General features: G+C 71.0%; 19 protein-coding genes and 1 tRNA gene. 8 read left to right on the top strand and 12 right to left on the bottom strand.

What is annotated here, in order from left to right; all coding sequences use genetic code 11:
• Nucleotides 1-2,679: a DNA polymerase I gene (polA, locus tag FZC61_RS13690; RefSeq protein WP_148614735.1), complete on the bottom strand. Its 2,679-nt coding sequence runs from the start codon at nt 2,677-2,679 to the stop codon at nt 1-3.
• A gap of 54 nt (nt 2,680-2,733) precedes the next feature.
• Between polA and FZC61_RS13685 the strand changes: the two genes are divergently transcribed.
• Nucleotides 2,734-3,165 (top strand): hotdog fold thioesterase, encoded by a 432-nt coding sequence (locus FZC61_RS13685; protein WP_148614734.1) that lies wholly within the window; start codon nt 2,734-2,736, stop codon nt 3,163-3,165.
• Nucleotides 3,166-3,198: 33 nt separating this feature from the next.
• Here FZC61_RS13685 and FZC61_RS13680 read toward each other — a convergent pair whose 3' ends face one another.
• Nucleotides 3,199-3,792 carry a GNAT family N-acetyltransferase gene (locus FZC61_RS13680; RefSeq protein ID WP_148614733.1) on the bottom strand — a complete coding sequence of 198 codons (594 nt, stop codon included), beginning with the start codon at nt 3,790-3,792 and terminating at the stop codon, nt 3,199-3,201.
• Between the two features lie 102 nt (nt 3,793-3,894).
• On the opposite strand from FZC61_RS13680, the gene FZC61_RS13675 reads away from it, so the two are divergent.
• The 5 genes from FZC61_RS13675 to FZC61_RS13655 all read left to right on the top strand — a co-directional run bounded on the left by FZC61_RS13675 (nt 3,895) and on the right by FZC61_RS13655 (nt 8,982).
• On the top strand, nt 3,895-4,641 hold the full coding sequence (locus FZC61_RS13675) for a DUF554 domain-containing protein (RefSeq protein ID WP_148614732.1): 747 nt from the start codon (nt 3,895-3,897) through the stop codon (nt 4,639-4,641).
• A gap of 194 nt (nt 4,642-4,835) precedes the next feature.
• On the top strand, nt 4,836-6,218 hold the full coding sequence (locus tag FZC61_RS13670) for a branched-chain amino acid ABC transporter permease (protein ID WP_170286108.1): 1,383 nt from the start codon (nt 4,836-4,838) through the stop codon (nt 6,216-6,218).
• Between the two features lie 16 nt (nt 6,219-6,234).
• The gene (locus FZC61_RS13665; RefSeq protein WP_148614730.1) at nt 6,235-7,212 is read left to right on the top strand and encodes a branched-chain amino acid ABC transporter permease; all 978 of its coding nucleotides are present in this window, start codon (nt 6,235-6,237) and stop codon (nt 7,210-7,212) included.
• Nucleotides 7,202-8,137, top strand: a complete 936-nt coding sequence (locus FZC61_RS13660) for an ABC transporter ATP-binding protein (protein WP_148614729.1) — start codon at nt 7,202-7,204, stop codon at nt 8,135-8,137. Before FZC61_RS13665 ends, FZC61_RS13660 begins: the two co-directional genes overlap by 11 nt.
• The gene (locus FZC61_RS13655) at nt 8,134-8,982 is read left to right on the top strand and encodes an ABC transporter ATP-binding protein (protein ID WP_148614728.1); all 849 of its coding nucleotides are present in this window, start codon (nt 8,134-8,136) and stop codon (nt 8,980-8,982) included. The genes FZC61_RS13660 and FZC61_RS13655 overlap by 4 nt, the downstream gene beginning before the upstream one ends.
• 177 nt (nt 8,983-9,159) lie before the next feature.
• Here FZC61_RS13655 and FZC61_RS23710 read toward each other — a convergent pair whose 3' ends face one another.
• Nucleotides 9,160-10,515 (bottom strand): ABC transporter substrate-binding protein, encoded by a 1,356-nt coding sequence (locus FZC61_RS23710; RefSeq protein ID WP_246142687.1) that lies wholly within the window; start codon nt 10,513-10,515, stop codon nt 9,160-9,162.
• A 133-nt stretch (nt 10,516-10,648) separates the two neighbouring features.
• Nucleotides 10,649-11,263, bottom strand: a complete 615-nt coding sequence (locus tag FZC61_RS13645) for an ANTAR domain-containing response regulator (RefSeq protein ID WP_211357250.1) — start codon at nt 11,261-11,263, stop codon at nt 10,649-10,651.
• A 153-nt stretch (nt 11,264-11,416) separates the two neighbouring features.
• Here FZC61_RS13645 and FZC61_RS13640 point away from each other — a divergent pair.
• Nucleotides 11,417-11,498: transfer RNA gene (locus FZC61_RS13640), tRNA-Leu, on the top strand.
• 99 nt (nt 11,499-11,597) lie between these two features.
• On the top strand, nt 11,598-12,161 hold the full coding sequence (locus tag FZC61_RS13635; RefSeq protein ID WP_148614727.1) for a hypothetical protein: 564 nt from the start codon (nt 11,598-11,600) through the stop codon (nt 12,159-12,161).
• Nucleotides 12,162-12,176: 15 nt separating this feature from the next.
• On the opposite strand, the gene pyk is transcribed toward FZC61_RS13635, so the two are convergent.
• The 8 genes from pyk to trpC form a co-directional block, all read right to left on the bottom strand.
• Nucleotides 12,177-13,640 carry a pyruvate kinase gene (gene pyk, locus FZC61_RS13630; RefSeq protein ID WP_148614726.1) on the bottom strand — a complete coding sequence of 488 codons (1,464 nt, stop codon included), beginning with the start codon at nt 13,638-13,640 and terminating at the stop codon, nt 12,177-12,179.
• Between the two features lie 135 nt (nt 13,641-13,775).
• Nucleotides 13,776-15,263 (bottom strand): glutamate synthase subunit beta, encoded by a 1,488-nt coding sequence (locus FZC61_RS13625; protein ID WP_148614725.1) that lies wholly within the window; start codon nt 15,261-15,263, stop codon nt 13,776-13,778.
• Complete coding sequence (gltB, locus tag FZC61_RS13620; protein WP_148614724.1) at nt 15,256-19,815, bottom strand: glutamate synthase large subunit; 4,560 nt, start codon at nt 19,813-19,815, stop codon at nt 15,256-15,258. Before gltB ends, FZC61_RS13625 begins: the two co-directional genes overlap by 8 nt.
• Before the next feature lie 165 nt (nt 19,816-19,980).
• A complete protein-coding gene (gene lgt / locus FZC61_RS13615) occupies nt 19,981-21,009 on the bottom strand; it encodes a prolipoprotein diacylglyceryl transferase (RefSeq protein WP_342780326.1) in 1,029 nt (342 codons plus the stop codon).
• 1 nt (nt 21,010) lies between these two features.
• Nucleotides 21,011-21,589: an SCO family protein gene (locus tag FZC61_RS13610; RefSeq protein WP_148614723.1), complete on the bottom strand. Its 579-nt coding sequence runs from the start codon at nt 21,587-21,589 to the stop codon at nt 21,011-21,013.
• Entirely contained in the window at nt 21,579-22,391 is an 813-nt protein-coding gene (gene trpA, locus FZC61_RS13605; RefSeq protein WP_148614722.1) for a tryptophan synthase subunit alpha, read from the bottom strand. The genes FZC61_RS13610 and trpA overlap by 11 nt, the downstream gene beginning before the upstream one ends.
• A gap of 2 nt (nt 22,392-22,393) precedes the next feature.
• A complete protein-coding gene (gene trpB / locus FZC61_RS13600; RefSeq protein ID WP_148614721.1) occupies nt 22,394-23,629 on the bottom strand; it encodes a tryptophan synthase subunit beta in 1,236 nt (411 codons plus the stop codon).
• On the bottom strand, nt 23,626-24,408 hold the full coding sequence (trpC, locus tag FZC61_RS13595) for an indole-3-glycerol phosphate synthase TrpC (RefSeq protein ID WP_148614720.1): 783 nt from the start codon (nt 24,406-24,408) through the stop codon (nt 23,626-23,628). The genes trpB and trpC overlap by 4 nt, the downstream gene beginning before the upstream one ends.
• Nucleotides 24,409-24,414 lie beyond the last annotated feature (6 nt).

Genomic DNA, 24,414 nt, shown 5'->3' with positions numbered 1-24,414 from the left:
TCAGTGTGCGGCGTCGTGCCAGCTGCGGCCGGTGCCGACGGAGACGTCGAGCGGCACGGTGAGGTCGGCCGCGCCGGCCATCTGCTCGCGGACCAGCTGCTCGAGGGCCTCGGCCTCGCCGGGGGCGACCTCGAAGACGAGCTCGTCGTGGACCTGGAGCAGCATCCGCGACCGCAGCGCACCGGCGTCGAGGGCCTCCTGGGTGCGCAGCATCGCCACCTTGATGAGGTCGGCGGCCGAGCCCTGGATCGGCGCGTTGAGCGCCATCCGCTCGGCCATCTCGCGGCGCTGCCGGTTGTCGCTGTTGAGGTCGGGCAGGTAGCGGCGCCGTCCCATGATGGTCTCGGTGTAGTCGTCCTTGCGCGCCTGGACCACGACGCTCTGCAGGTAGTCGCGGATGCCGCCGAAGGTCTCGAAGTAGTCGTCCATCAACCCGCGTGCCTCGCTCGGCTCGATGCCGAGCTGCTGGCTGAGCCCGAAGGCCGACAGGCCGTAGGCCAGGCCGTAGTTCATCGCCTTGATCTTGGCGCGCTGCTCGATCGTGACCTGGTCGGCCGGGGTGTCGAAGACCCGCGACGCGGTGATCGAGTGGAAGTCGCTGCCGGACCGGAAGGCCTCGATGAGCAGCGCGTCCTCGGACAGGTGCGCCATGATGCGCATCTCGATCTGGCTGTAGTCGGCCGTCATCAGCGACTCCATCCCCTCCCCCACGACGAAGCCCTCGCGGATGCGGCGGCCCTCCTCGGTGCGGATCGGGATGTTCTGCAGGTTGGGCTCGGTGCTGGAGAGTCGACCGGTCGCCGCGATGGTCTGGTTGAACGTGGTGTGGATGCGTCCGTCGGGCGCGACGGTCTTGAGCAGCCCGTCGATGGTCTGGCGCAGCCGGATGACGTCGCGGTGGCGCAGCAGGTGGGCCAGGAAGGGGTGCTCGGTCTTGACGTAGAGGGCCTGGAGCGCGTCGGCGTCGGTCGTGTAGCCGGTCTTGGTCTTCTTGGTCTTGGGCATCTCGAGCTCGTCGAAGAGCACCGCCTGGAGCTGCTTGGGCGAGCCGAGGTTGATCTCGCGGCCGATCGTGTCGTACGCCGACTCGGCGGCGCGGCGTACCTCGGTGTCGAACTCGCTCTGCAGCGCCTCGAGGTAGTCGACGTCGACGGCGATGCCGCTTCGCTCCATGCGGGCCAGCAGGTGCACGAGCGGCAGCTCGACCCCGGCCAGCAGCGGCGCGCCACCCCGCTCCTCGAGCTCGACGTCGAGCGCCTCGGCGAGGTCGAGGACCGCCCGGGCGTGCAGCATCGCCGGACCCGCGAGGTCGACACCGGCGTCGAAGAGCAGACCCTGGTCGTCCTCGGCCTGCTCCTGCTTGAGCTCGCGCTTGAGGTAGCGCACCGTCAGGTCGGCGAGGTCGTAGGAGCGCTGGTCGGGACGCACCAGGTAGGCGGCCAGCGCGGTGTCGGAGACGACCCCGGCCAGCGTCCAGCCGTGGGCGGCCAGCGCGAGCTCGGGGCCCTTGGCGTCGTGGAACACCTTGGGCTTGGCGGGGTCGGCCAGCCACGCGCCGAGGGCCGCGTCGTCGTCGGGGGTCAGCGTCGTGGTGTCGACGTAGGCCGAGCGGCCGGTCGCGGTGGCCAGGCCCAGGCCCTCGACCTGGCCGGTGCCGCTGCCCCAGGTGCCGCGGACGTGGAGACCGGTGCGCTCGCTGCCGAGCTCGGCGAGCCACGCCCCGACCGCCCCGGGCTCGAGCGCTGCGCCCTGCAGCTCGAAGCCGCCCTCCTCGAGCACCTCGACCGACCCGACCTCCTCGAACAGCCGGTTGCGCAGCACCCGGAACTCGAGGCCGTCGAAGAGCGTGTGCACCTCCTGGCGGTCCCAGGCCTGGCGGACCATGTCGGAGGGGTGCAGCTCGAGGTCGAGGTCGCGGACCAGGGCGTTGAGGCGCCGGTTGCGGATCACGTCGCCGAGGTGGGCCCGCAGGCTGTCACCGGCCTTGCCCTTGATCTCGTCGGCGTGGGTGATGAGGTTGTCGAGGCCGTCGTACTGGGCGATCCACTTGGCGGCGGTCTTGGGGCCGACGCCGGGGATGCCCGGCAGGTTGTCGGAGTCCTCGCCCACCAGCGCGGCGAGCTCGGGGTAGCGGTCGGGCGCCACGCCGTACTTGGCCTCGACGGTGGCCGGGGTGTGCCGGGCCATCTCGGACACGCCGCGCATGGGGTAGAGCAGCGTCGAGCGCTCGGTGACCAGCTGGAAGGCGTCGCGATCGCCGGAGAGGATCAGCACCTCCATGCCGGCCGCGAGCGCCTGGGTGGTGAGGGTGGCGATGATGTCGTCGGCCTCGAAGCCCGGCTTCTTCAGGTAGGGGATGCGCAGCGCGTCGAGGACCTCCTCGATCAGCGCCAGCTGACCGGAGAACTCGTCGGGGCTCTTGTTGCGCTTGGCCTTGTAGTCGGCGTACTCGTCCATGCGGAAGGTCTGGCGCGAGACGTCGAAGGCGACCGCGATGTGGGTCGGCTTCTCGTCGCGCAGCATGTTGATGAGCATCGAGGTGAAGCCGAAGACCGCGTTGGTGTGCTGCCCGGTGGTCGTGGAGAAGTTCTCCACGGGCAGGGCGAAGAAGGCCCGGTAGGCCAGCGAGTGGCCGTCGAGCAGGAGCAGCCGCGGGCGGTCGGTGGGTGCCTCAGTCACGGGCCGACCCTAGCCGGGCGCACGGACAGTCGGGCGCCCGGCAGGATGGTGCTCATGAACGACGAGAACCAGAATGTCGCCGAGGTCCTGGCCGCGATGCCGATGGGCACGCTCAACGACAAGATGGGCGTGGTGCTGGGCGAGGTGACCGCCGAGCGGATCACCGCCACCATGCCGGTCGAGGGCAACCAGCAGCCCTACGGGCTGCTGCACGGCGGCGCCTCCGTGGTGCTGGCCGAGAGCCTCGGCTCGGTGGGCTCGGCGATCCACGCCCACCCGATGGGCAAGGTCGCGGTGGGCGTCGACATCAACGCGACCCACCACCGCTCGGCCACCTCGGGAGTCGTGACCGGCGTGGCCACGCCGGTGCACCTGGGCCGGTCGAGCGCGTGCTGGGAGATCGTCATCACCGACGAGCGGGGCAAGCGGGTGTGCACCGCCCGGATCACCTGTGCGCTGATCCCGAAGGAGAACGTCGGGATGTAGGACCGGCCCCCGGCGGTGGCGCCGGGGCCCGGGTCAGCTGCTGGGGGGCGTGGACGGCTGGGCGCGACGCATCGACCGGCGCGCCGCGAGCACCTTGCTCAGCTGCCGACCGCTGCCGGTCGGCGTGGCGACCAGCGCCGTCGGGCGCTGGGCCGCGAGCCGGGCCCGGACGGCGGTGACGGGCGCGACCCGATAGGTCGCCAGCGGCCCCAGCGCGAGCCGTGCCATGAAGCGGTTGCCGTCGCGCGAGCCGGCGGCCACCGCGGTGCAGACCTGCGGCACGCCGGACTCCTCCGCGAACGTCGCCGCGCACTCCATCAGCATCCGGCCGATGCCGTGGCGCCGGAAGGCGGGGGCGACGTGGGGCGACAGGACCTGGAGCGCCGGCTCGAGGTTGAGCGAGGTGACGGTGGTGACCTTCAGCAGCACCGCACCGGCGGGCTGCCCGTCGTAGTCGGCCACGACGAGGCGCTGGTGGGGTGAGGCGGCGGCGGCCTCGATGATGCGCTCGAGGTCGGCGACCTGCTCGGGGAAGTCGACCCGGCGCAGCGCGTCGGACCAGAGGTCGGCGAGGAAGGGCGCGTCACCGCGCTCGGCAGCACGTAGCGTGACGAGCGACCGGGTCACCGGCAACCTCCTGCTCCTGCAGGGAGCCGCCCACCGGCCCCCGCGTCGCCGACGAACATTACGCTCAGGGCGCTCGCCCCGACAGAGGAGGCCCCGAGTTTCGTGTTCCCCGGCATCGGCACCGCCGTCAACGTCGCCACCGTCCTGGTCGGGGCCGTGCTCGGCAGGCTCCTGGGCGACCGTCTGCCCGAGCGGACCCGCGACCTGGTCACCGACGGCCTGGGCCTGGTCACGCTCCTCATCGCCGCCACCTCGGCGACCGCCGTGCTCGACCCCGCGCTCGCCGACGAGGTCGGCGACAGCGCGCCCCTGCTGATCGTCCTGGGTGCGGTGCTCCTCGGGGGGATCACCGGGTCCCTGCTGCGTCTCGAGGACCGCGTCGAGGGGGTCGGCGCCTGGCTGCAGCGCCGACTGGCCGGCGCACAGGACTCCGCGGAGCGACGCCGCTTCATCGAGGGCTTCGTCGTCTCGTCGCTGATCTTCTGCACCGGGCCGCTGACCATCCTCGGCTCGCTCAACGACGGCCTGGGCAACGGCGCGGATCAGCTGTTCCTCAAGGCCACCCTCGACGGTTTCGCCGCGATCGCCTTCGCGGCCTCGTTCGGGTGGGGCGTGGCGGCCAGCGCGCTGACCGTCGTCGTCGTGCAGGGCTCGCTGACCGTGCTGGGGCTGGTCCTGGGCGACGTGCTGCCCGCGGCCCACCTCGCCGCCATCACCGCGACCGGTGGCCTGCTGCTGGTGGGTGTCGGCCTGCGGCTGCTGCGGATCAAGGAGGTCGCGGTGGCCGACCTGCTGCCGGCGCTGCTGGTCGCCCCGGCGCTCGTCGCGGTGGTCGCGTCACTGCGGTGACTCCGCGGGGCCCCACCGGGCCGCGAGATCGCACTGTGGCCGCCTCGTTACTCGCGAGTCCGCCGTTGCGGGGCCCGAGAGGCGTATCGTGCCCACGGCCGAGGTCCGGTTCCGGCGCTCGCGACACGGATATGCTGCCGCGATCCACGGGCCCCGATATCGGCCGAGACCAACGCACCGGTGACAGGAGCTCCATGCACATCCGCACTCGTACGTCCCCAGGGCGAGCCCGGCGCGGCCGCCGGCTCGGCACCGCGGTGACCGTCCTGCTGTCCCTCGTCACGCTCCTGCTGCTCGGCGGCGCCACCTCCAGCAGCGCCGCCCCCGGTGCGGCTCCTGCGGCCGGCTGCCAGGGCACCGCCATCGACAAGACCGTCAAGGGCACCCTGAAGAACTCCGCCGCCGACGACACGCCGGTGCCCGACGTCAAGATCACCGTCACCAACTGCGACGGCAAAGAGTTCGTGGGCGCCACCGACGAGGCGGGCAACTTCGAGATCCCCTTCACCAGCGGGCTGGGCCCGGTGCGGGTGACCATCGACCCCGACACGCTCCCCGAGGGCGTCGAGCTGCGCACCGACAAGACGACCAACGTCATCACGGGGTCGCTGTCGACGATCAACACGGCGTTCCCGATCGGTCCCGACAACCGCAAGCTCGAGACCAAGTGGGACCGGGTCCCCGACCTGATCTACAGCGGTCTGCTCTTCGGGCTGGTGCTCGCGCTGGCCGCGCTGGGCCTCAACATGATCTTCGGCACGACCGGGCTCACCAACTTCGCCCACGGCGAGCTGATCAGCCTCGGCGCGATCCTGGCGTTCTACCTCAGCAGCGGCATCCCGCTGCCGTTCACCGACAACGACATCAACCTGCCGTTCCTGGTCGCCGCACCCCTCGCGGTGGTGCTCGGGATGCTGTTCGGCTGGCTGCTCGACTCCCGGCTCTGGCGCCCGCTGCGCGACCGGGGCATCGGGCTGATCGCCGCGATGATCGTGTCGATCGGTCTGCAGTTCTTCCTGCGCAACATGTACGCCTACGTGACCGGCTCGCGCTTCCAGACCTACGACGAGTTCTACACGCCCGTCGGCAAGGACTTCCACGGCCTGTTCACCTACACCACGCGCGACATCGTGGTCGCGGGGACCTGCATCGTGGTGCTCGTGGTCGTGATCCTGGGCCTGTCCTACACGCGCATCGGCCGGGCGACGCGAGCCGTCGCCGACAACCCCGCCCTGGCGGCGTCCACCGGCATCAACGTCGACCGGGTCATCTCGGTCGTGTGGATCGTCGGCACCGGCCTGGCCGCGCTGGCCGGCGTGTTCCTCGGCTTCCAGCTCGGCGTGACCTACCAGATCGGCCAGCTCGTCCTGCTGCTGCTGTTCGCCGCGATCTGCGTCGGCGGGCTGGGCTCGATCTGGGGCGCGGTCCTCGGCTCGCTGCTGATCGGGGTCCTCATCGACCTGTCCACGCTGTTCATCAACGCCGACCTCAAGAACGCCGGGGCCCTTCTCCTGCTCATCGTGATCCTTCTTGTCCGCCCCCAAGGCCTGCTGGGCCGCCGGGAACGGATCGGCTGAGGCGAAAGGACAGCTCATGCCTGACTTCATCTCCATCCCGTTCCACGACGGCCTGTCGCCCATCGCCATCTCCTACGTGCTCGCCGCGATGGGCCTCAACATCCACTTCGGCTACACGGGCCTGCTCAACTTCGGCCAGGCAGCGTTCGCCGCCGTCGGCGGCTACGCGCTGGCCGTCAGCATCGTCTCCTTCGACGTGCCGTTCATCCCCGCGCTGCTCCTGGGCCTGCTGGGGGCGGTGATCCTGTCGCTGATCATGGGCATCCCGACGCTGCGTCTGCGCGCGGACTACCTGGCAATCGTCACGATCGCGGTCGCCGAGATCCTGCGGCTGGTGGTGACGACCTCCTACAAGGACTACTTCCACGCGCGCGACGGCGTCAGCGGCTTCACCGAGACCTTCCGGTCCTGGAGCCCCTACAGGAGCATGGACGGCAACTTCCTGACCTTCAGCCCTGGCGACCTGTGGGTCATGACGGTCGGGTGGACCATGGTGGTCCTGCTGTCGCTGCTCACCTACCTGCTGGTGCGCAGCCCCTGGGGCCGCGTGCTGAAGTCGATCCGCGAGGACGAGGACGCGGTCCGCTCGCTGGGCAAGAACGTCTACTCCTACAAGCTCCAGGCCCTGATCCTCGGCGGCATGATCGGTGCCATCGGCGGTTTCGTCGGCGCTCTCGGGCTGGCCTCGGTGCAGCCCGACACGTTCACCACCGACTTCACCTTCATCGCGTTCACGATGCTCATCCTCGGCGGCGCGGGCCGGGTGCTCGCGCCGGTCGTCGGCGCGGTCGCCTTCTGGGCGCTGCTCTCGCTGCTCGCGGTGCTGCTCGGCGAGCTCTCCGACCTGTCGTGGATGCCCGACAGCCTGCTCGACAACACCAGGATCGGCAACCTGCGCTTCGCCGCGGTCGGCATCGCGCTCATGCTGTTGATGATCTACCGCCCACAAGGAATCTTCGGGGACAAGAAGGAGATCGCGATCGATGCCCGCTGACGACAGCACGACCGACACCAACGCCACGACCGGACGCGCCGGGCTGGTCGGCCTTGCCGCGGAGCCCGGCGTGGCCAAGCCCGACCCGATCCTGGTCGCCCACGGCATCACCCGCCAGTTCGGCGGGCTGAAGGCGGTCGACGTCGACCACGTCGAGGTGCAGCGCGGCGTGATCACCGCGCTCATCGGCCCCAACGGCGCCGGCAAGACGACGTTCTTCAACCTGCTGACCGGGTTCGACGCGGCGGACTCCGGCGACCGCTCCTTCAACGGCCGGTCGCTCAAGCGCGTCTCGGCCAGCAAGGTGGCGCGCCTGGGGATGGTCCGCACCTTCCAGCTCACCAAGGTGCTGTCCAAGCTCACCGTCATGGAGAACATGCGGCTCGGCGCCACCGGCCAGCGTGGCGAGCAGATCTGGGCCGCCCCCCTGCGCTTCTTGTGGGCCGACCAGGAGAGGGAGGTCACCGAGCGGGCCATGGAGCTGCTCAAGCGCTTCAAGCTCGACGCCAAGGCCGACGACCTCGCCGGCTCCCTGTCCGGTGGTCAGCGCAAGCTCCTGGAGATGGCTCGCTCGCTGATGGTCGGCCCCGAGCTCGTGATGCTCGACGAGCCGATGGCCGGCGTCAACCCGGCGCTGAAGCAGTCGCTGCTGGGGCACGTGAAGTCGCTGCGCGAGTCGGGCATGTCGGTGCTGTTCGTCGAGCACGACATGGACATGGTCCGCGACATCTCCGACTGGGTCATCGTGATGGCCCAGGGCCAGGTGATCGCCGAGGGGCCCCCCGAGTCCGTGATGGGCGACCAACGGGTCATCGACGCCTACCTCGGCGCCCACCACGACACCGACATCACCGAGCTTGACCTCGACGCCCTGGCTGCCGAGGCCGAGGCCGAGACGCTGTCCAACCGAGGAGACTCCGCGTGAGCGACCAGCCCGAACGACCCGCCACCGAGCTCGACGACCTCGAGAACGAGGCGGTCGCCCCCGTCGACGACGCGGTCGCCGAGCGTGCCGCCCGGGCCCGCGAGAAGCACCTGGCCGCGGCCGACGGCGCCGTGCTGCGCGCCGACAACCTGATCGCCGGCTACCTGCCCGGGGTCAACATCCTCAACGGGGCCGACCTCTACTGCCAGCCCGGCGAGCTGGTCGGCATCATCGGCCCCAACGGCGCCGGCAAGTCGACCCTGCTCAAGGCGCTCTTCGGCCTGGTCAAGGTGCACACCGGCTCCGTGGTGCTGCGCGGCGAGGAGATCACCAACGAGCGCGCCGACACCCTGGTGACCAAGGGCATCGGCTTCGTGCCGCAGTCCAACAACGTGTTCCCGAGCCTGACGATCGGCGAGAACCTCCAGATGGGCTGCTACCAGGCGCCCTCGAAGTTCTCGTCCCGCTTCGACTTCGTGACCTCGATCTTCCCCGCCCTCGGGACCCGCCGCGGCCAGCGTGCGGGATCGTTGTCCGGCGGCGAGCGACAGATGGTCGCGATGGGCCGCGCGCTGATGATGGAGCCGTCGGTCCTGCTCCTCGACGAGCCGTCGGCCGGGCTCTCCCCCGCCCTGCAGGACGAGGTGTTCGTGCAGACGCGCGAGATCAACAAGGCCGGGGTCAGCGTCGTCATGGTCGAGCAGAACGCCGCCCGCTGCCTGCAGATCTGCGACCGTGGCTACGTGCTCGACCAGGGCCGCAACGCCTACACCGCCAGTGGTCGCGAGCTCGCCGCCGACCCCAAGGTGATCGAGCTCTACCTCGGCACGCTCGCCAAGGGCTGATCCGCCGCCGCTGACACCGCCAGGACACGACGAGGCCCCGAGTGCTGGGATGCACCCGGGGCCTCGTGCCGTGCTGGTGTTGCGGTGACTCAGGGTGACGCAGGGTGAGCAGGGTGACGCAGGGTGACGCAGGGTGACTCAGAGTGGTTCGGGGAGCCACCCTGAGTCACCCGGGGATCAGGAGCCCTGACCGAGGCCGGCCTGGATGAGCGCCGGGACGATCTTCTTGGTCTCGTCGAAGGCGATCAGGACGATCGCGTCGGGGTCCTCGGCCGCGATGGCCTGGACCTCGGCGTTGTAGTTGGCCGCCTCGGGCGAGTACAGCTGGAACGACACCACGGTGCCGCCGGCCTCCTCGTAGAACTTCTTGACGTTGTCGGCCAGCGCCTCGCCGTAGGAGTCCTGGCGGGCCAGGATCGCGATGTTCTGCTTGCCGTCACCGATGACCGTGGAGGCCATGACCTGGCCCTGGAGGACGTCGGAGGGGGCGGTGCGGAAGTACAGGCCGCTGTCGGCGTAGGTGTCGAAGGCCGTCGAGGTGTTGGCCGGCGAGATCTGCGCGACGCCGGCCTGGGTGATCTTGTCGATCACCGACAGCGACACCGAGGAAGACGCGGCACCGATGATGACGTCGGACTTGGCGGCGAGCAGCTTGTCGACCTCGCCGGGTGCGATGTTGGGGGTGCCGTCGCCGGAGTCGGCCTTGGACTGCACGACGTCCTTGCCGAGCACGCCGCCGGCCGCGTTGATGTCCTTGACCGCCAGGTCGACACCCGCGAACTCCGGGGGGCCGAGGAAGGCGAGGTCGCCACTGGCGGGCAGCAGGGTGCCGACGGTGAAGACACCGTCGCCCTTCGCGGGCGCGCCCTGGATCTTCTGGTCGGGCTTGACGTCGGTGGAGTCGGGGATCTGACCGGTGATGTAGTCCAGCGGCGAGTAGTTGTTGTCCGCGCCGTACTGGAAGATGCCGATCGTCGCGGCCGACGGGCTTCCGGTCGAGTTGAGGTCGATGGGCCCGGAGACACCGTCGTAGTCGATGTCGGTGCCGGCGGCCAGCAGGTCGGCGCACGCCTTGAACTCGGTGCACTTCTCACCGCCGGCGGTCACCTCCTGCATCTTGCTGCCGACCGCGGTGCCCGAGTCGTTGTCGGCGGCGATCGCGGCCAGGGCCGCGACGATCGTCGCGTCGTAGGACTCCGGACCGTAGGTGAAGTCCTTGAGCTTCTTGTTGACGCTCAGCAGACGCTGCTTGAAGTCGTCGCCCAGCTCGGCACCGGGGTAGGTCGCCTTGACGCCCTCAAGGGTGCCGGGGTCGAAGTCGTCGGTGTAGTTGGCGGTGTTGCCGTCGACGAAGTACAGCTGACGACCCGTCTCCGCAGGCGCGGAGGTCGAGGCCGAATCCGAGGTGCTGGGCTGAGGAGTCGCCGACGATTCGGCCTGGTTGTCGTCGCTGTTGCTACCGCACGCAGCGAGCACGAGCGTGCTCGCGATGGCGACGATCCCGAGCCGCGCGTTCTTGTTGAGGGGTTTCATGGAGCCTCCGGATTGTCAGGGCCGCCGGCCCCTGCCGACGACCTCGCTCAACCTAGTCGGTGGGGAGGCCTTCGGGGGTGCACGCGGACCCTGTGTCCAATTCGTGATCTTTCCGTGGCGTCGGCGACCGCGGTCAGGAGGACGGGCTGGGCGGCACCCCGTGCTCGACGACGCCGTCGGCGACCTGCCGCATCGACAGCCGCAGGTCCATCGCGGTCTTCTGGATCCAACGGAACGCCTCGGGCTCGGAGATCTGGAGCTGCTGCTGCAGGATGCCCTTGGCCCGGTCGACCGCCTTGCGGGTCTCCAAGCGGTCCTGCAGGTCGGAGACCTCCGCCTCGAGCTGGGCGAGCTCGGCGAAGCGCGACAGGGCCATCTCGATGGCCGGCACCAGGTCGGACTGCGTGAACGGCTTGACCAGGTAGGCCATCGCGCCCGCGTCGCGAGCCCGCTCCACCAGGTCGCGCTGGCTGAAGGCGGTGAGGATGACGACCGGGGCGATCCGCTTGCTGGCGATGGCCTCGGCGGCCGCGATGCCGTCGAGCACGGGCATCTTCACGTCGAGGATGACCAGGTCGGGACGCAGCTCGGTCGCCAGCTCGATGGCCTTCGCGCCGTCACCGGCCTGGCCGACGACGTCGTAGCCCTCCTCGGTGAGCATCTCGGCGAGGTCCATGCGAATGAGGGTCTCGTCCTCGGCGATGACGACCGTGCGGGACGGGCTGGAGGGGGCTGCAGCGTCAGTCACCCGGGCAATCTAGTGCCTGCGCCCCCTCCCACAGGTGGGATCACCAGCAGCATGTGGACGCGGTGTGCCGGTGGTCACCCGTCGCACCGGGATGACCACGCGATCCGGCACGGCGTCAGGCGGTGCGGACGATCCGTTAGTGTTCCTCCCCTGGCCGGGTTGGTGGAACGGTAGACACGGCGCACTCAAAATGCGTTGCCCTCTGGGCGTGCGGGTTCGATTCCCGCACCCGGTACCGGATCGTCGGTGGTCCTTCGACCATGGACACGCCGGCCCGTCGTCGGCGATCGCCACACCGGTGCGGATCCGCACCCGGGTCACCTATCCTCGTCGGGTGCGTGCCCGCACCCTGCCGCCCACCTGGTCCGTGGCCCTGGCCTGCCTGCTGCTGACGGGGTGCTCGAGCGAGGAGCCGACCGACTCCCCCACGCCGCGCCACCGCGCCCAGTGCGTCGTCTCCGACCCCCAGGGCGAGGTGATCCTGCACTCGGGGTCGCTCACCGCCCGGGCCGGACTCACCCTCGACGACGCCACGCTCGAGGAGGCCGTCAACCTCGACGTCGTCGAGCGCGCGGTCGTGCAATTCACCGGCCGGGCCGGCGTCCAGGGCATCGTGCTGGACTACCCGCCGCTGAAGACGGCCGGGCTGGCCGACTCGCTGGCCAGGTGGGAGGACCGACGCGCCCTGCCTGGCCTCACGCTGGGGCCGGACGACGGCCAGCAGGCCGTGCTGGTCGCCGTACGGCTGCACGACCCGGCCACGCCGGGGCACCTGGTCGGGGTGCGACTGACGACCGACGCCGGCGTGCGCGTCTACGCCCAACCGGTGCTGGTGAAGCCGCCCGGCGAGATCTGCACCGTGGCCGACTACGACGGGACGCTCGACTGGGTGCCGTGAGCGCCCCGACGGCGGTCAGCGATCGCGACGGTAGGCGGGCGCGACCTCGTTGATCGCGTCGCCCATCCGGTGGATGCGCAGCGCGTTGGTCGAGCCGGGGATGCCGGGCGGGCTGCCGGCCACGATGACGACGAGGTCCCCCTCCTGGACGCGACCGATCGCGAGCAGCTGCTCGTCGACCTGGCGGACCATCTCGTCGGTGTGGTCGACCGCGTTGGTCCGGAAGGTCTCGACCCCCCAGCTCAACGACAGCTGCGAGCGCACGCGGTTCTCGGGGGTGAAGGCCAGGACCGGGATGGCGCTGCGCAGCCGCGCGAGACGGCGCGCGGAGTCGCCGCTCTGGGTGAACGCGACGACGTACTTGGCGCCGACGCGGGCCGCGACCTCCTCGGCCGCCTTGGCGATCACGCCGCCACCGGTGTGGGGGTCCCACTCGATGGAGGTGAAGCGACCCGAGGCGGGGCCGTTGAGCGCGTGCTCCTCGGTGGAGGAGATGATGCGCGCCATCGTCTCGACGGTGTGGATCGGGTGGTCGCCGACGCTGGTCTCGCCGGAGAGCATGACGGCGTCGGCCCCGTCGAGGACGGCGTTGGCGACGTCGCTGGCCTCGGCGCGGGTCGGCGAGGCACTGGTGATCATCGACTCCAGCATCTGCGTCGCGACGATGACCGGCTTGGCGTTGAGCCGCGCCTTGCGCACGATCTCCTTCTGCAGGAACGGCACGTCCTCGAGCGGGCACTCCACCGCGAGGTCGCCGCGCGCGACCATGAAGCCGTCGAAGGCCTCGATGACCTCGTCGAGGTTGTCGATGGCCTGCGGCTTCTCGATCTTGGCGATGACGGGCAGCATCTGGCCCTCCTCGCGCATGATGGCGCGGACGTCCTCGACGTCCTTGGCGTCGCGCACGAAGCTCAGCGCGATGAAGTCGACACCCAGGCCCAGCGCGAACCGGAGGTCGGCGACGTCCTTCTCGGACAGCGCCGGCACCGACACCGCGACCCCGGGCAGGTTGATGCCCTTGTGGTTGCTCACCGGGCCACCGACCAGCACCTCGGTCTCGACGTCGGTGTCGGTGGCCGACACCACGCGCAGGCGCACCTTGCCGTCGTCGATCAGGATCGGGTCGCCCGGCCTCACGTCACCGGGCAGGCCGGCGTACGTCGTGCCGGCGACGACACCGTCGCCGGGCACGTCGCGCGTCGTGATGGTCCAGCGCTGGCCACGGTTGAGGATCGCGTGGCCCTCGGCGAAGGTCGCCAGACGGATCTTGGGACCCTGCAGGTCGGCGAAGATGCCGACCCCGTGGCCCGACGCGTCGGCCGCCTCGCGCACCAGCCGGTAGGTCTCGGCGTGCACGGCGTGGCTGCCGTGGCTCATGTTGAGCCGGGCCACGTCCATCCCCGCGTAGACCAGCTCGCGGATGCGACGCTCCGAGCTGGTGGCCGGACCCAGGGTGCACACGATCTTTGCTCTTCGCACCCCACCACCCTAGCGCGAACTTGGATCGTTCAAACCCCGTCCGCCGAGCCCTCAGCACGCCGACCCGTCGCGTAGACGCGACGGGTCGGCCAGAGGGCCCGTCGACCCGTCGCGTGGACGCGACGGGTCGACGGGTCAGACGACGAGGGGGCGGGCGGTCGGCGGGATGGGGCTGGGCAGCGTGGTCGAGCCGGTGAGGTACTGGTCGACCGCCGCGGCCGCGGCGCGCCCCTCGGCGATCGCCCAGACGATCAGCGACTGACCGCGACCGACGTCGCCGGCGGAGAAGACGCCGGGCACGGAGGTCTGGTAGCCCTTGTCGCGCGCGACGTTGCCGCGCTCGTCGAGGTCGACGCCCAGCTGCTCGATCAGGCCGGTCCGCTCCGGGCCCACGAAGCCCATCGCGAAGAGCACCAGCTCGGCCGGGATCTCGCGCTCGGTGCCCTCGACCTCGGCGAGCCTGCCGCCCTCGAAGACCACGTCGACCAGGCGCAGGGCCCGGACGTTGCCGTGCTCGTCGCCGAGGAACTCCTTGGTCGACACCGCGTAGACCCGCTCGCCGGCCTCCTCGTGGGCCGAGGAGACCCGGAACGTCATCGGGTACGTCGGCCACGGCTGTCCGGCAGGGCGCGAGGTCGGCGGCTCCGGCATGATCTCGAGCTGCGTGATCGAGGCGGCGCCGTGGCGGGTGGAGGTGCCGAGGCAGTCGGCCCCGGTGTCGCCGCCACCGATGATCACCACGTGCTTGCCGGTCGCCAGGATCTGCTCGGAGCCGTCGAGCGTCGGCGGCTCGCCGAGGGCGGCCCGGTTGGCCTGGGGCAGGAACTCCATGGCCTGGTGGATGCCGCCGAGCTCGCGCCCGGCGATCTGCAGGTCACGGGCCTCGGTGGCGCCCATGGCCAGGACCACGGCGTCGTAGCGCTCGCGCAGCTGCTCGCCGGACAGGCCGGACTCGGCGGAGCCCACCTCGACACCGGTGCGGAAGACGGTGCCCTCGCGCTTCATCTGCGCCAGGCGCCGGTCGAGGTGCTGCTTCTCCATCTTGAACTCGGGGATGCCGTAGCGCAGCAGCCCGCCGACCTTGTCGGCGCGCTCGTAGACCGCGACGGTGTGCCCGGCCCGGGTCAGCTGCTGGGCGGCGGCCAGGCCCGCCGGGCCCGAGCCGACGACGGCGACCGTGCGGCCCGAGAGCCACTCGGGCGCCTGCGGGCGCACGAGGCCGGACTCCCAGGCCTTGTCGATGATCGAGACCTCGACGTTCTTGATCGTCACCGGGTCCTGGTTGATGCCCAGGACGCAGGCGGTCTCGCACGGCGCGGGGCACAGCCGCCCGGTGAACTCCGGGAAGTTGTTGGTGGCGTGGAGGCGCTCGATCGCGCCCTCCCAGTCACCGCGCCAGACCAGGTCGTTCCACTCGGGGATGATGTTGCCCAGCGGGCAGCCCTGGTGGCAGAACGGGATGCCGCAGTCCATGCAGCGCCCGGCTTGCTGGGTGATGATCGGCAGCAGCGCCCGACCGGCCGAGCCCGGGTAGACCTCGTTCCAGTCGTGGATGCGCTCCTCCACGGGGCGGCGCTCGGCCACCTTGCGGCCTTCCTTCAGAAAGCCCTTCGGGTCAGCCATGCAGCGCCTCCATCATCGCGTGGGCGATCTCGTCTTCGTCGAGACCGTCGGCCTCGGCCTTGGCCTTGGCCTCGAGCACGACCCGGTAGTCGCGCGGCATCACCTCGGTGAACCGGGTCAGGGCGGTCTCCCAGTCGGCCAGGAGCTCCTCGGCGACCAGCGAGCCGGTCTCCTCGTGGTGCTCGCGCACCAGCGACTCGAGCTCGCGGGCGGCCTCACCGAGGACCGGACCGAGCTCGACGAGCTCGGTGTTGACCCGGAAGTGCTTGAGGTCGAGCACCCAGGCGATGCCGCCGGACATGCCGGCTGCGAAGTTGCGTCCGGTCTTGCCCAGGACGGCCACCCGGCCACCGGTCATGTACTCGCAGCCGTGGTCACCGACGCCCTCGGTCACCAGCCAGGCGCCGGAGTTGCGGACGGCGAACCGCTCCCCCACCCCGCCGCGCAGGAAGATCTTGCCGGAGGTCGCGCCGTAGGCGATCGTGTTGCCGGCGATGATCTGCTCGTGGCTGTGGAAGGTGGCCGCCCGGTCGGGGCGCACCACGATCCGGCCGCCCGACAGGCCCTTGCCGACGTAGTCGTTGGCGTCGCCCTCGAGGCGCAGGGTGATGCCTCGCGGCAGGAAGGCGCCGAAGGACTGGCCCGCGGAGCCGGTGAAGGTGAGGTCGATGGTGCCCTCGGGCAGGCCCTCGCCGCCGTAGCGCTTGGTGACCTCGTGGCCCAGGATCGTGCCGACGGTGCGGTTGACGTTGCGGACGGCGACCTGGGCGCGCACGGGCTCGCCGCGCTCGAGGGCCGGCTCGGCCAACGGGACCAGCTCGGTCACGTCGAGCGACCGCTCCAGACCGTGGTCCTGGCTGCCGGTGCAGCGTCGGGCCTGGTCGGGGAAGTGGCTGGTGTCGACCTCGTGCAGGATCGGGCTCAGGTCGAGACCGGCGGCCTTCCAGTGGTTGACCGCGTCGGCCACGTCGAGCGCCGAGACCTCGCCGATCGCCTCCTCGAGGCTGCGGAACCCGAGCTCGGCGAGCAGCTCGCGGACCTCCTGGGCGATGTACTCGAAGAAGGTGACGACGTACTCGGCCTTGCCCGAGAAGCGCTCGCGCAGCACGGGGTTCTGGGTCGCGACGCCGACGGGGCAGGTGTCGAGGTGGCAGACCCGCATCATGATGCAGCCCGAGACGACCAGGGGCGCGGTGGCGAAGCCGTACTCCTCGGCGCCGAGCAGCGCGGCGATCACGACGTCGCGCCCGGTCTTGAGCTGTCCGTCGGCCTGGACCACGATCCGGTCGCGCAGGCCGTTGAGCAGCAACGTCTGCTGGGTCTCGGCCAGACCGAGCTCCCAGGGGCCGCCGGCGTGCTTGAGCGACGTCAGCGGCGACGCGCCCGTGCCGCCGTCGTGCCCGGAGATGAGCACCACGTCGGCGTGCGCCTTCGACACCCCGGTCGCGACCGTGCCGACGCCCATCTCGCTGACCAGCTTGACGTGCACCCGCGCCTGCGGGTTGGCGTTCTTGAGGTCGTGGATGAGCTGGGCGAGGTCCTCGATGGAGTAGATGTCGTGGTGGGGCGGCGGGCTGATCAGCCCGACGCCGGGCGTGGAGTAGCGGGTCTTGGCCACCCACGGATAGACCTTGTTGCCCGGCAGCTGGCCACCCTCACCGGGCTTGGCGCCCTGGGCCATCTTGATCTGGATGTCGTCGGCGTTGGTGAGGTACTCCGACGTCACCCCGAACCGGCCGGACGCGACCTGCTTGATCGAGCTGCGGCGCTCGGGGTCGTAGAGCCGCTCCGCGTCCTCGCCGCCCTCGCCGGTGTTGGACTTGGCGCCGAGCCGGTTCATCGCGATCGCCAGGGTCTCGTGGGCCTCCTGCGAGATCGAGCCGTACGACATCGCCCCGGTCGAGAAACGCTTGACGATCTCGGAGACCGGCTCGACCTCCTCGATCGGGACCGGGTCGCGACCGGTCACGTGGGCGCCCTTGAAGCGGAACAGCCCGCGCAGGGTCATCAGCTGTGTCGCCTGCTCGTCGACGGCCTGGGTGTACTGCTTGAAGACGTCGTAGCGCTGGGTGCGCGTCGAGTGCTGCAGGCGGAAGACCGTCTCGGGGTTGAACAGGTGGGGCTCGCCGTCGCGGCGCCACTGGTACTCGCCGCCGATCTCGAGCTCACGGTGGGTGGGCAGCACGCCGCCGCGGGGGTACGCCGTGGCGTGGCGCCGGGCGACCTCCTCGGCGATCGTGTCGAGACCGATGCCGCCGAGCTTGGAGGTGGTGCCGGTGAAGTAGGGGTCGATGACCTCCTGCGACAGCCCGATGGCCTCGAAGATCTGCGCGCCGGTGTAGGACGCCACGGTGGAGACGCCCATCTTGGACATCACCTTCAGCACGCCCTTGCCGAGGCCCTTGATCAGGTTGGCCACGGCCTTCTCGGGCTCGACCTTGACGTAGTAGCCCTCGCGGGCGAGGTCCTCGACGGACTCCATCGCCAGGTAGGGGTTGACGGCCGCGGCGCCGTAGCCGACCAGCAGGGCGACGTGGTGCACCTCGCGGACGTCTCCGGCCTCGACGAGCAGGCCGACCTGGGTGCGGGTCTTCTCGCGGACCAGGTGGTGGTGGACGGCGCCGGTGAGCAGCAGCGACGGGATCGGCGCGAGGTCGGCGTCGGCGTGCCGGTCGGAGAGCACGATGATGCGCGCCCCGTCGGCGATGGCCTGGCTGACCTCGGCGCAGATCTCCTCCAGGCGCGCCGCCATGGCGGCGCCACCGCCGGCGACCTCGTAGAGGCCGCGGGCCACGTGCGTGATGAAGCCCGGCATGTCGCCGTCACGGTTGATGTGGCGGATCTTGGCCAGGTCGTCGTTGGAGATGACCGGGAACGGCAGCACGACCTGGCGGCACGAGGCCGGGGTCGGCTCGAGCAGGTTGGACTCGGGCCCGATGGTGCCGTTGAGCGAGGTGACGAGCTCCTCGCGGATCGCGTCGAGCGGCGGGTTGGTGACCTGCGCGAACAGCTGGGTGAAGTAGTCGAACAGCAGGCGCGGCTTGTCGCTGAGCGCCGCGATGGGGGTGTCGGTGCCCATCGACCCCAGGGCCTCACCACCGGTACTGGCCATGGGGGTCAGCAGGACCCGCAGCTCCTCCTCGGTGTAGCCGAAGATCTGCTGGCGCCGGGTGACCGAGGCGTGGGTGTGCACGATGTGCTCGCGCTCGGGGATGTCGTCGAGGTGGATGAGGCCTGCGTGCAGCCACTCGCCGTAGGGGTGCTCGGCGGCGAGCTCGGCCTTGACCTCCTCGTCCTCGATGATGCGGTGATCGTCGGTGTCGACGAGGAACATCCGGCCCGGCTGCAGCCGGCCCTTGCGCACGATCGTGGCCGGGTCGAGGTCGAGCACGCCGACCTCGGAGGCCAGCACCACGAGCCCGTCGTCGGTGACCCAGTAGCGCGAGGGCCGCAGGCCGTTGCGGTCGAGGACCGCGCCGATCTGGGAGCCGTCGGTGAACACCACGCAGGCCGGACCGTCCCAGGGCTCCATGAGCGCGGAGTGGAACGAGTAGAACTCGCGCCGCTTGGCGTCCATCTCGGTGTGGTTCTCCCAGGCCTCCGGGATCATCATCAGCACCGAGTGCGGCAGCGAGCGGCCACCCATGTGGAGCAGCTCGAGCACCTCGTCGAAGGACGCGGAGTCGGACGCACCGGGGGTGCAGATCGGGAACAGCCGGTCGAGGTCGCCGGGGATCACGTCGGAGGCGAGCAGCGCCTCGCGCGCCCGCATCCAGTTGCGGTTGCCCATGACGGTGTTGATCTCGCCGTTGTGGGCGATGAACCGGAACGGGTGGGACAGCGGCCAGCTCGGGAAGGTGTTGGTGGAGAAGCGGGAGTGCACCACGGCCAGCGCCGAGGCCATCCGCTCGTCGCGCAGGTCGGGGAAGACCTGGTCGAGCTGGTCGGTGGTGAGCATGCCCTTGTAGGCCAGGGTGCGCGAGGACAGCGACGGGAAGTAGACGTCGGTCTCGCGCTCGGCGCGCTTGCGCAGGCAGAACGCCAGGCGCTCGAGGGCCATGCCGGTCAGCCGCTGGCCGGAGGCGGCCACGAACAGCTGCACGAAGGTCGGCATGACCGCACGCGCGGTGCTGCCGAGGGTCGACGGGTCGACGGGCACCTCGCGCCAGCCCAGGACGGTGAGGCCCTCCTCGACGGCGATCTCCTCGATGCGCGACCGGGTCTTGGCCACGTCGTCGTCGTCACCGGGCAGGAACGCCGTGCCGACGGCGTACGACGCGGGGGCGGGCAGCTCGAAGCCGGCGTCGGCGGTCACGGCGCGCAGGAACGCGTCGGGGACCTGCAGCAGGATGCCCGCACCGTCGCCGGAGTTGGCCTCGGCGCCGGCGGCGCCGCGGTGGTCGAGGTTGCGCAGCGCTGTCAGGGCCTTCTGCACGATGTCGTGGCTGGCCACCCCGGTGAGGGTGGCGACGAACGCGACACCGCAGGCGTCGTGCTCGGCCGCCGGGTCGTAGAGCCCCTGGGGCGGTGGGAACGCGTGCGGGTAGGGCACTGGGTTCTCCCGTCGGTGGACAGCGGAAAACTGCTGTCGTGGTGGTGTCGCAGGGACGACGTCGGCCCACGCGGCGGAGATGCTGAGATTACCAGGATGTTTCGCGCCCTTGGGGTGAGGAACGTCCCGTGGACACGTCGTGGACGCCGGCCCCGACGCGACCCGTCAGCGCGGGGGGTCGACGCCCGTCGGCCCGGCGTCCACCTCGGCGTCCACCTCGGCGTCGGCCTCGGCGTCGGAACCGCCGTCGGCCCCGGCGTCGGACCGGCCGTCGGCATCGGTGTCGGCCGCAGCGGCAGCGTCGGCGTCCGGGCCGAAGCCCTCGCGGTAGACCGACTCCTCACGACCCGGGTGGCGGCGCGAGCTGACCACGAAGTACGCCGCGGCCGCGACGAACAGCACGATCGAGGTCCACACGTTGAAGCGCAGCCCCAGGACGTTCTCGAGCTGGACGTCGTCGATGCGGAGGTACTCGATCCAGCCGCGGCCCAGGGTGTAGCCCATGACGTAGAGCGCCATGACCCGACCGAAGCCGAGCTTGAAGCGGCGCTCGGCCCACAGCAGCAGCCCGAAGACGCCGAGGTTCCAGATCGCTTCGTAGAGGAACGTCGGGTGGAAGAGCGTGGAGTCGGGGTAGCCCTGCAGGCAGGTGCCGCTGCCCCGGGGGTAGTCGCAGTTCTGGGGCCAGTTGTCGCGGTCGATCTCGAGACCCCACGGCAGGGTCGTGGGCTTGCCGTAGAGCTCCTGGTTGAACCAGTTGCCCCACCGCCCCATCGCCTGGGCGACGATCACGCCGGGGGCGAGGGCATCGAGCATGGGGGCGATGCGGATGCCCTTGCGTCGGGTCCAGAGCCAGACCCCGAAGGCACCGAGGGCGACGGCGCCCCAGATGCCGAGGCCGCCCTTCCAGATGTACAGGGCCTGCCAGGGGTTGCCGCCCTCGCCGAAGTACTTCTCCCAGTCGGTGGCCACGTGGTAGAGCCGGGCGCCGACGACGCCGAAGGGGATCGCCCAGACCGCGAGGTCCTGGACCTCGCCCGGTCGCCCGCCACGCGCGACCCAGCGGCGTTCGCCGAACCAGATCGCGAAGACGATGCCGGCGATGATGCACAGCGCGTAGCCCCGGATCGGCAAGGGCCCGAGGTCCCAGACCCCCTGGGACGGGCTGGGGATGCTCAGGGGGCTCAGGCTCACGTCAGTCCTCGAGAAGGGTGTGGATGTCGTCGGCGAACTGCGCCGGGCTGGTGTCTGCGTCCCAGTAGACCGGGACGGTGTGGGTCTCGCGCTCGACCCCGAGGACCTGGGTGGTGTGTCCGCCGGGGTCGCGGTCGTCGATGCCGACGGCGAGGTCGAGACCGACCGCACGGATGGTGTCGAAGTCGCCGTCGAGACCGATGAAGGAGGTGTCGAACCGGTCGAGGTAGGTGCGCAGCGACGCGGGGGTGTCGGTGCGGGGGTCGCTGGTGACCAGCACGACGTCGACCTGCTTGCGATCGGCGTCGTCGAGGCGGGTCATCGCCGAGGCGAGGTGGTTGAGCACCGCCGGGCAGATGTCGACGCAGTTGACGTAGCCGAAGAACACCAGGGTCAGGCGCTTGTCGAGGTCGTCGACCAGGGAGAAGGGCTGGCCGTCGGTGTCGGTCAGCGGCGTGGCCGGCACGGTGTAGGGGGTGTCGAGGACGCGGCCCGAGAACGGCTTCTGCTCGTCGCTCCCGCACCCGGCCAGCAGCACCACCGACGCCAGGGCGACGGCGAGGAGACGTCTAGCGCCCACGGCGGCACCCGTCGGCGAGGTCGGCGGTCAGGTCGCGCAGGGCACGCAGGCCGGCCTCCCGGTCGTCGGCGTGGTCGAGCAGCACCCGGACGAAGGCCGAGCCGACGATCACCCCGTCGGCGTACGACGCCACCTCGGCGGCCTGGTCTCCGTTGCTGATGCCGAGGCCGACGCCGACCGGCAGCCCGGTGGCGCGACGGGTGCGCTCGACCAGGGGGGCGGCGAGCTCGCTGGTGGCGGTGCGGGTGCCGGTGACGCCCATCACCGCGGTGGCGTAGACGAAGCCGCGGCAGGCGGCGGTGGTCATCGCGATGCGCTCGTCGGTCGACGACGGCGCCACGAGGAACACCTTGTCGAGGTCGTGGGCATCGGCCGACGCGATCCACTCGGGGGCGAAGTCGGGGGTGATGTCGGGGGTGATCAGCCCCGCTCCCCCGGCGCCTGCCAGGTCGGTCGCGAACCGCTCGACGCCGTAGCGCTCGACGGGGTTCCAGCTGGTCATGACCAGGGTCGGCGTGCCGGTGGCGGCGACGGCCTCGACGGCCCGCAGCACGTCGGTGGTGCGGAACCCGAGCTCGAGCGCCTGCTGGACCGCTGCCTGGATCGTCGGGCCGTCCATGACGGGGTCGCTGTAGGGCAGCCCGATCTCGATGACGTCACAGCCGGCCTCGACCATCGCGAGCATGGCGTCGATGCTGCCCTCGAGGTCGGGGAAGCCGGCCGGGAGGTAGCCGACGAGGGCGGCGCGACCCTCGGAGCGGGCCTTGTCGAAGGCGACGGACACGGGGGTGGCGACGGTCATGGTCACTGCTGCTCCGGGGTCGCGGCCTGGGGGTCGGCGACGGGCTTGGCCTTGCCGAGACCGAAGTACTCGAGGGCGGTGCCCATGTCCTTGTCGCCGCGTCCCGACAGGTTGACCAGGATCGTCTGACCCGGGATCTCTCGGGCGAGGTCGACGACGCCGGCGATCGCGTGGGCGGTCTCGATCGCAGGGATGATGCCCTCGGTGCGGGCCAGCAGGGCCATCGCCTCCATGGCGGCCTTGTCGGTCACCGGCCGGTAGGTGGCGCGACCGGTCGCGGCGAGGTGGGCGTGCTGCGGTCCGACGCCCGGGTAGTCGAGCCCGGCCGAGATCGAGTGGGACTCGACGGTCTGGCCGTCCTCGTCCTGCAGGACGTAGGTGCGCGCACCGTGGAGCACCCCGACGTCACCGGCGTGGATGGTCGCGGCGTGCCGGCCGGTCTCGACGCCGTCACCGCCGGGCTCGAAGCCGTAGATCGCGACCTCGGGGTCGTCGAGGAAGCCCGCGAACAGGCCGATGGCGTTGGACCCGCCGCCGACGCACGCGGCGACCGCGTCGGGCAGCCGGCCGTCGAGGTCGAGGCACTGGCGGCGGGCCTCGTCACCGATGCCGCGCACGAACGACAGCACCAGGCTGGGGAACGGGTGCGGCCCGGCGGCGGTGCCGAAGAGGTAGGCGGTGTGGTCGACGCTGGCGACCCAGTCGCGCAGCGCCTCGTTGATGGCGTCCTTGAGGGTCCGCGAGCCACTGGTCACCGGCACCACCTCGGCACCGAGCAGCTGCATCCGGGCGACGTTGAGCGCCTGGCGCTCGGTGTCGACCTCGCCCATGTAGACGGTGCAGTCGAGGCCGAGGTAGGCCGCGGCCGTGGCCGAGGCGACCCCGTGCTGGCCGGCTCCGGTCTCGGCGATGACCCGCTTCTTGCCCATGCGCTTGGTGAGCAGCGCCTGGCCCAGCACGTTGCGGATCTTGTGGGCGCCGGTGTGGTTGAGGTCCTCGCGCTTGAGGAGGATCCGGGCACCGGCGTGGTCGGAGAGCCGGTGGGCCTCGTAGAGCATGCTCGGGACGCCGGCGTAGGTGCGCAGCAGGTGGTCGAACTCGAGCCCGAAGGTCGGGTCGGCCAGGGCCTCCTGCCAGGCGACGTCGAGCTCGTCGAGCGCGGCGATGAGCGCCTCGGGCATGAACCGGCCACCGAAGGCACCGAACCAGCCCTTGTCGTCGGCGAGGTACGTCGTCACTGCAGCACTCCTGTCATCCGGGCGACCGCGTCGCGCGGCGCCCCGTCCTTGACCAACGCCTCGCCGACCAGGACCGCACGGGCGCCCTCGGTCACGTAGCGCTTGACGTCGGTCTCGTCGTTGATGCCGGACTCGGCGACCAGCACCCGGTCCGACGGCACCAGCGGAGCCAGCCGGCCGAACGCGTCGGGGTCGACCTCGAGGGTCTTGAGGTTGCGGGCGTTGACGCCGACCAGTTCGGCCCCCAGCGCGACCGCCCGCTCGGTCTCGGGCTCGTCGTGCACCTCGACCAGCACGGTCAGGCCGAGGTCGCGGGCCTCGTCGTGGAGCCGGCGCAGGGTGTCGTCGTCGAGGGCGGCCACGATCAGCAGCGCGAGGTCGGCGCCCGCGGCGCGGGCCTCGACCAGCTGGTAGCTCTCGACGATGAAGTCCTTGCGCAGCAGGGGGACGTCGACGGCCGCGCGCACCGCGCGCAGGTCGTCGAGGCTGCCCCCGAAGCGCCGCTCCTCGGTGAGCACGCTGATCGCAGCGGCCCCGCCGGCGGCGTACTCGACGGCCAGCGAGGCGGGGTCGGGGATGTCGGCCAGGTGCCCCTTGCTCGGGCTGCGCCGCTTGACCTCGGCGATCACGCTCGAGCCGGGGGCACGCAGGTGCGGCATGGGGTCGCGTGGCGCAGGGGCGTCGGCGAGGGCGGCGCGCAGGTCGAGCAACGGGGTCTCGGCCTCGCGGCGGGCCAGGTCGAGACGCACGCCCGCGACGATCTCGTCGAGCACGGACATCGCGGA

Source organism: Nocardioides rubriscoriae (genome assembly GCF_008087085.1).
Taxonomy (GTDB): Bacteria; Actinomycetota; Actinomycetes; order Propionibacteriales; family Nocardioidaceae; genus Nocardioides; species Nocardioides rubriscoriae.
The sequence above is the reverse complement of the archived record's forward strand: the minus strand, read 5'-3'. Positions and strand labels throughout refer to the sequence as shown.

Bases quoted from the DNA above. Each gene is read 5' to 3' on its own strand.
- FZC61_RS13685 (WP_148614734.1), top strand. From the start codon at position 2,734: ATGAACGACGAGAACCAGAATGTCGCCGAGGTCCTGGCCGCGATGCCG.
- FZC61_RS13670 (WP_170286108.1), top strand. From the start codon at position 4,836: ATGCACATCCGCACTCGTACGTCCCCAGGGCGAGCCCGGCGCGGCCGC.
- FZC61_RS13665 (WP_148614730.1), top strand. From the start codon at position 6,235: ATGCCTGACTTCATCTCCATCCCGTTCCACGACGGCCTGTCGCCCATC.
- FZC61_RS13660 (WP_148614729.1), top strand. From the start codon at position 7,202: ATGCCCGCTGACGACAGCACGACCGACACCAACGCCACGACCGGACGC.
- FZC61_RS23710 (WP_246142687.1), bottom strand. From the start codon at position 10,515: ATGAAACCCCTCAACAAGAACGCGCGGCTCGGGATCGTCGCCATCGCG.
- FZC61_RS13625 (WP_148614725.1), bottom strand. From the start codon at position 15,263: ATGGCTGACCCGAAGGGCTTTCTGAAGGAAGGCCGCAAGGTGGCCGAG.
- trpA (WP_148614722.1), bottom strand. From the start codon at position 22,391: ATGACCGTCGCCACCCCCGTGTCCGTCGCCTTCGACAAGGCCCGCTCC.
- trpC (WP_148614720.1), bottom strand. From the start codon at position 24,408: ATGTCCGTGCTCGACGAGATCGTCGCGGGCGTGCGTCTCGACCTGGCC.